We start from the raw sequence: 6,089 nt of genomic DNA on the forward strand, positions 1-6,089 counted from the left end.
CTCTGGTAACTCGTCAAAACGCGTTACAAAATTTGTTTTTCAACGTAAGCAATCGGTTGCCGCCGCTGATGTGGTGCATACTTTACTGATTTTTCAGATAGGATCAACATAAAAATGAAACTTATTGTTCAAATGCCCATTTTGCGAGCAAATAGCATAAAAACACAGCGCGAAAGACTAATATATCACCGACTTATATAGACGACATCGCGAGCGCTTGATTGACTCGATGTTTGAGCTCAGGTAACAATTGCTCGGCAAACCACGGATTTTTTGCCAGCCATATATTATTTCTTGGACTTGGGTGCGGTAAAGGCAGAATTGAATCGGGGTATTTTTGCCAGTCTTGTACTGTTTGCGTTAAAGACTGTTTGGTTTCATTTAAATGATAGTCTTGAGCATATTTACCAACAAGTACGGTCAGCTTAATGTGAGTCAACTCAGCTAAAACGTGTTCTCGCCAAGTTTGCGCACATATTTTTAACGGCGGTAAATCGCCACTTTTGCCCTTTCCTGGATAACAAAAGCCCATCGGGAGAATAGCGACTTTTTCGGGATCATAGAATACAGCCTTATCTATGCCTAACCAGTCCCTTAGTCTATCTCCACTAGCGTCATTAAAAGGAATACCTGATTGATGCACAGCAAGCCCAGGAGCTTGCCCAGCAATTAAGATTCTCGCTTTCGAATGGATCTGTACCACAGGATTAGCACCATGGGCTAACCTTGATTCACATAAACGGCATTGCTTGATCTGCTGGGATATGATGTCAATTTGAGCTTGTGTCATTCCATTCCTTTGTCATTAACCAAGCTCGCATGTTTAAGCCGATATGGTTTAACGTAAACTTGATATTTGTTGAGCGAGTTCATTGAAACTTGGGCGCTGACTCACTGAGTTATTTAAACATTGTTCTGTCAATAATAATAACGACGTGAATAGCGTTTTGTCAGCCAAGTCACTACTTTCATGTAGAGAAGATTGACTGTAATGTCCGAGAAGATCTTCTAACATATTGCCAAAGGCTCTCACTTCAATCGCTTGCATTTGATTAACTTGCGATACAGATAATTTATTTAAATCCGTCGCTGCGCCAAAGTCACCGAACAGAATATTTGCACTGTCATCTATCATAGTATTGTGCGCATAAATATCGCCATGACTGATTTTTTGTTGATGCAAATGGGCTAATGCACCAGCCATGCTCGCCATAACCTTTATAATGTTTTCCAGTGAGATACTCATTTCATCGGCAAAGGTATCTCGTGTGCAGGTAATTAACGATGGTGGTAAACCTAAATTATAATAACCAGAAGGGATAATCTCCATAACTAAACCTAAGTCATCCCCCTCAGCAATTTGCGCTAACACTTTAATCAGATTTGGATGTTCACCTGCGGTTAAGCAACAATGAAGCTCATCTTTTGGGTATCCATCTGAGGTAACAGCCCCTTTAAACATCTTTAACGCAACGGTTTGATGACTAGACGTTTGAGCACTATCCAATTGCGCCTTGTTCCATTGAGCTTGATATATCACCCCTGAAGCGCCTTGACCTAATTGATCGCCTAATACAAATTCAGACATGCTTGCTTGTAAAAAGTCTGCATGAGTTTCGCTACTTTGCGTCACAGGGTTTCCACTAAATGCCAGCCAAGCAAGCTTTGGGAGACTTAATAACCAATCAGGTACACTTGCTAACTTGTTGGCCGATATTCTCAGTAACTCAAGTTCATGACAGTTCTGCATTGAATCGGGTAATTGAGTAATCACATTCCCTGCTAAAGCACACTTCTTTAAGCGATGTAATTGCCCCATTGACTCTGGTAAATGGGTGATTTGATTGTCAGTCAAAATAAGCCAGCGGGTATCAACCGGAAAGCAATTCTCTGGTACCGATTCAATTTGATTGGCTTTAAAGCCAATCATTTCAAGTTTAGGGCACTGAGCAATGACAGATGGGATTTCGGTAAAACAATTAAATGAAAGAAACAGAATTTTAAGCTCAGCTAAGCAAGCAAACTCATCAGGTAAACTGCTGAGTCGGTTATTTGAAAGATCAAGCACTTCCAAAGAGTCCGACAAGGTTAAAATCTCTAATGGAAATGTCGTTAATTGCTCTGCTATTTGTAATCGCTTGATGTGTTGCTGTTTTAATTCACCGGACTGTAATTGAGCTAGCGTGTGCAATGGAAGTTCCTTCATCATATCGTCCATGGCAATGGACAAAAAAGCGCACATGATATGTTATTCAGGTCGTTAAGTTAAGCTATCTGATTAGATTGTGAAATATGACGAAATTGAATCACTTGCTAGATGTATAATAAATATCGCAAAATGTTATCACTACAACACAAGAATATCCGTTAAATGCCTGAACTAACCCCTATTAGCTTTTTTAGTCGCTTTGAAGAAGATATTTTATCTGGTGCAAAAACGATTACCTTACGAGATGAATCTGAAGCTCATTTCATCGAAGGCGAAACCCTCAGTGTGTCGACATTTGAAGACGAACGCTGGTTTTGCAATATTAAGGTTATTTCGATAAAGAAAGTGGCATTTCATCAGTTAGATGACACTCACGCTATGCAAGAGAATATGCCTTTAGACATGCTGAAATCACTCATACAAGAAGTTTACCCAGGCGTTGAACAACTTTATGAAATCAAATTTAGTCTGGTTTAATGCAATAACTTAACACAACAAACGGAAAGGACACCGACATATGCATTACCTTAGTTTATTACTGCTTTGGCCTGTCTATCTCGTGCAGGCCATTTGGGTAAAAAAAACGACATTACCATTACCAGAAGCAACAGGACTGCGAGAAGGAGTCGATAATCTAGCGCCTCATGATGGCTCATTAAATCAGGCATTAAATCAAACTGTCGAACCATTAAACCTACTCATTGTCGGTGACTCTGCCGCTGCTGGCGTAGGAGTGGAAACCCAACAACAGGCGCTTACTGGGCAAATTCTGTCTCATTTAAAATCACGTCATTCGGGTGTTAACACCCATCACATTCGTCAAGTTCATTGGCAATTGATTGCTAAAAGCGGTAGCAATACTCAAGCGTGTGTAAATCACCTTAATAAAGTGATCCCTGATAACAGCTCAAAAAATATAGATATCGCGGTATTATCCTTAGGCGTTAATGATGTACTAAGCCCCATTACAAGCAGCACTTGGATTCTACACATTGAGCAACTTTGCGATTTATTAAAAAGCAAACTTAATTGCCAACACATTATAATTACCGCAGTGCCGCCGATGGAGGCTTTTCCTGCTTTACCGCAACCTTTTCGTTGGTTTTTAGGCGCACGCGCGGCTGAATTTAATCTCGCTTTACACCATTGGGTATCAAAAAGTGATTTACCCTGTGAACTATTAAATATGCGCGAATCGCTCACTGATGCGGTCATGGCTGAAGATGGTTTTCATCCTAGTGCTGAGGTTTATCAACACTGGGGTAAAATGGTGGTCGACCTCATCGAAGTGAACCAAAATCAACAAATCGGTTAACTAAAAGCCAATCAATGATGGCCTAAGACATTGTTGGCCATCATTGCATTAAGCATACTTAGCCAACAGTGAGTACAATTTTCCCAACATGCTGTTTTTGCTCAAACATCAGCTGAGCATCGTTAATCTTAGCTAAAGGAAAAACCTCTGCAATCACGGGGGCTATCTTTTTCTGCTCAATAGCCTTAACTAAATTTGGAAACACGTCTGGCTCAAGCACTGTGCAACCATAAAAACTTAAATCTTTTAAGTATAAGGTTCTTACATCAAGCTCAACGATAGCACCGCCAATAGCACCGGATACCGCATAGCGTCCTCCTGGCATCAAGATATCTAACAATTGTGGCCATTGCTTGCCAGCCACCAAATCAATCACCACATTGACACTGTTTCGGCCTAAGCTTTTCACTAAATCAATATTACGCTCCAAAACTTGATCGGCTCCCAATGCAAGAAGTTGCTCATTCTTACTTGGGCTAGTTACAGCAATCACCTTAGCACCACGTGCTTTTGCTAACTGAATTGCTGCGGAGCCAACACCTCCAGAAGCGCCTGTGATCAATACCGTATCCTTGGCAGTCACTCTAGCTCGAGTTAGCATATTTTCAGCCGTTGAATAGGAACATGGAAATGATGCCAACTCCTCATTAGAATACTCACTATCTATAGCATGGGCATGTTGATCGGCCACCACGGTATACTCTGCAAACCCTCCATCACATTCTGAGCCAAAATACCAAGGGCTCTCTAAACGTTTTCCTTTAGCAAAACGTAAACACGGCTCAATTAACACTCGCTGGCCTATTCTATTGCGGTTAACACCTGCCCCAACGGCCACTATCACGCCACACACATCCGCACCTTGGATCCGTGGAAAAGTTAATGCATTACCTGACCAGCTGGCATCGTCGCTATCAGCATCAGATTTCGAGTACCAAGCCGTTCTGGTATTAATGTCTGTATTATTCACACCTGCGGCTAATACTTTTATCACCACATCTTCGTCCGTAAAACTTGGAACAGCAATGTCATTGTTTAGCGCTAAGACTTCGGGTCCGCCATGGCCTAAAAGCTGAATCCCACTCATGGTAGGTGGCAATGATGTTGAAATGGGTGACATATTAGTGCTCCAGTAAGGTGGTTATTGTGATTTTGGTTGAGATAAACGCATCAGCACCTAATAAAGGCCATACACTTGATACGCCCTCGTGCAAGATGAATAACTGAGTGGCCAGTTCTGGTCGTTGACAAACATTACCCAAGTAATGCTTAACTTGTTGTTTATGCGTATCTACCGCGTCTTTGATCGCTTCATCTTCAGGAAAAGCAGCAATGGCATTCATCGACATACATCCGTTAGGCGCATATTGCTCCATCCACTGCTGCAAGCGATCAAAAATACACAGCACAGATTCTGTCGCAGAAAGTGATGTTGTATCTTGTTCCAAAAAAGATAAGTATCGTTGGTGACGATAATCTAACGCAGCGACAATCATTTCTTCTTTAGAAGGAAAATGTTTATACAAGGTTCTCAAACTCACATCACACGCTTTTTGTAACTGAGAAACACTCGGTTCAGCAAAACCAAACTGGCTAAACACATCTTCAAGACTTGCTGCAATTTGTTGTTTAAGCACAAACACCCCTACTAGTAGAACGAACACTCTACCCATAGTAGAGTGTTCGTTCTACTTTGTGAACTTATATTGATTAAACTGTGGGCTTGTTCAAAAAACAGTGAATAGAAATGAGCAAGTAATGCCCCAATTAGGCTTAGACAGACACAAGCGACTTTCATACGACAAAGTTTTAACAAGGTGAGAAATGTTAACTTTTCCCCAAGAGGAAAATTTCAAATTTTAAATACAAAAAAGCCCCAACTTTCGTTGAGGCTTTTTGCACCATACACCTTAATACTAAGTCGTATGTAAGCTCTTCATAGAAGAATGATGGTACCCGAGGCCAGACTGGAACTGGCGCGCCCTATCTTAAAACGACGAGGGATTTATCTTTTGCCAACGCTCGAATTACAGACACAAAAAAGCCCCAACTTTCGTTGAGGCTTTTTTGCACCATACACTTAATACAATAAGTCGTATGTAAGCTCTTCATAGAAGAATGATGGTACCCGAGGCCAGGCTTGAACTGGCACACCCTATTTTAAAACGACGAGGGATTTATCTTTCGCCAACGCTCGAATTACAGACACAAAAAAGCCCCAACTTTCGTTGAGGCTTTTTCGCACCATACACTTAATACAATAAGTCGTATGTAAGCTCTTCATAGAAGAATAATGGTACCCGAGGCCAGACTTGAACTGCCACGCCCTATCTTAAAACGACGAGGGATTTATCTTTTGCCCTAGACGTAGAGGCAAATTCAAATTTTAGATACAAAAAAGCCCCAACTTTCGTTGAGGCTTTTTGCACCATACACCTTAATACTAAGTCGTATGTAAGCTCTTCATAGAAGAATAATGGTACCCGAGGCCAGACTTGAACTGGCTCGCCTTATTTTAAAACGACGAGGGATTTTATCTTTCGCCAACACTCGAATTACAGACAT

Annotated in this window: 6 protein-coding genes; 2 read left to right on the plus strand and 4 right to left on the minus strand. The window is 41.2% G+C overall.

Annotated elements, in window-relative coordinates; genetic code table 11:
* Window positions 1-193: 193 nt before the first annotated feature.
* Window positions 194-790 carry a uracil-DNA glycosylase family protein gene (locus J8L86_RS20915; RefSeq protein ID WP_211031442.1) on the minus strand — a complete coding sequence of 199 codons (597 nt, stop codon included), beginning with the start codon at window positions 788-790 and terminating at the stop codon, window positions 194-196.
* A 48-nt stretch (window positions 791-838) separates the two neighbouring features.
* Window positions 839-2,209: a leucine-rich repeat-containing protein kinase family protein gene (locus J8L86_RS20920; protein WP_247663599.1), complete on the minus strand. Its 1,371-nt coding sequence runs from the start codon at window positions 2,207-2,209 to the stop codon at window positions 839-841.
* A gap of 162 nt (window positions 2,210-2,371) precedes the next feature.
* Here J8L86_RS20920 and yqfB point away from each other — a divergent pair, with 162 nt between their 5' ends.
* Together yqfB and J8L86_RS20930 are read left to right on the plus strand one after the other, a co-directional pair.
* Window positions 2,372-2,686 (plus strand): N(4)-acetylcytidine aminohydrolase, encoded by a 315-nt coding sequence (gene yqfB, locus J8L86_RS20925; protein ID WP_055026540.1) that lies wholly within the window; start codon window positions 2,372-2,374, stop codon window positions 2,684-2,686.
* Between the two features lie 40 nt (window positions 2,687-2,726).
* Window positions 2,727-3,524 carry an SGNH/GDSL hydrolase family protein gene (locus J8L86_RS20930; RefSeq protein WP_211031443.1) on the plus strand — a complete coding sequence of 266 codons (798 nt, stop codon included), beginning with the start codon at window positions 2,727-2,729 and terminating at the stop codon, window positions 3,522-3,524.
* A gap of 58 nt (window positions 3,525-3,582) precedes the next feature.
* On the opposite strand, the gene J8L86_RS20935 is transcribed toward J8L86_RS20930, so the two are convergent.
* Both J8L86_RS20935 and J8L86_RS20940 read right to left on the minus strand, forming a co-directional pair.
* On the minus strand, window positions 3,583-4,644 hold the full coding sequence (locus J8L86_RS20935; protein WP_065108889.1) for an alcohol dehydrogenase family protein: 1,062 nt from the start codon (window positions 4,642-4,644) through the stop codon (window positions 3,583-3,585).
* A gap of 1 nt (window position 4,645) precedes the next feature.
* A complete protein-coding gene (locus J8L86_RS20940) occupies window positions 4,646-5,161 on the minus strand; it encodes a TetR/AcrR family transcriptional regulator (protein ID WP_211031444.1) in 516 nt (171 codons plus the stop codon).
* Window positions 5,162-6,089: the final 928 nt, after the last annotated feature.

The sequence above is a fragment of the Shewanella sp. MMG014 genome, from assembly GCF_018100775.1.
GTDB lineage: Bacteria > Pseudomonadota > Gammaproteobacteria > Enterobacterales > Shewanellaceae > Shewanella > Shewanella japonica.

Excerpts from the sequence above, each read along its gene's own strand:
- J8L86_RS20915 (WP_211031442.1), bottom strand. The coding sequence starts at position 790 with ATGACACAAGCTCAAATTGACATCATATCCCAGCAGATCAAGCAATGC.
- J8L86_RS20920 (WP_247663599.1), bottom strand. The coding sequence starts at position 2,209 with ATGATGAAGGAACTTCCATTGCACACGCTAGCTCAATTACAGTCCGGT.
- yqfB (WP_055026540.1), top strand. The coding sequence starts at position 2,372 with ATGCCTGAACTAACCCCTATTAGCTTTTTTAGTCGCTTTGAAGAAGAT.
- J8L86_RS20930 (WP_211031443.1), top strand. The coding sequence starts at position 2,727 with ATGCATTACCTTAGTTTATTACTGCTTTGGCCTGTCTATCTCGTGCAG.
- J8L86_RS20935 (WP_065108889.1), bottom strand. The coding sequence starts at position 4,644 with ATGTCACCCATTTCAACATCATTGCCACCTACCATGAGTGGGATTCAG.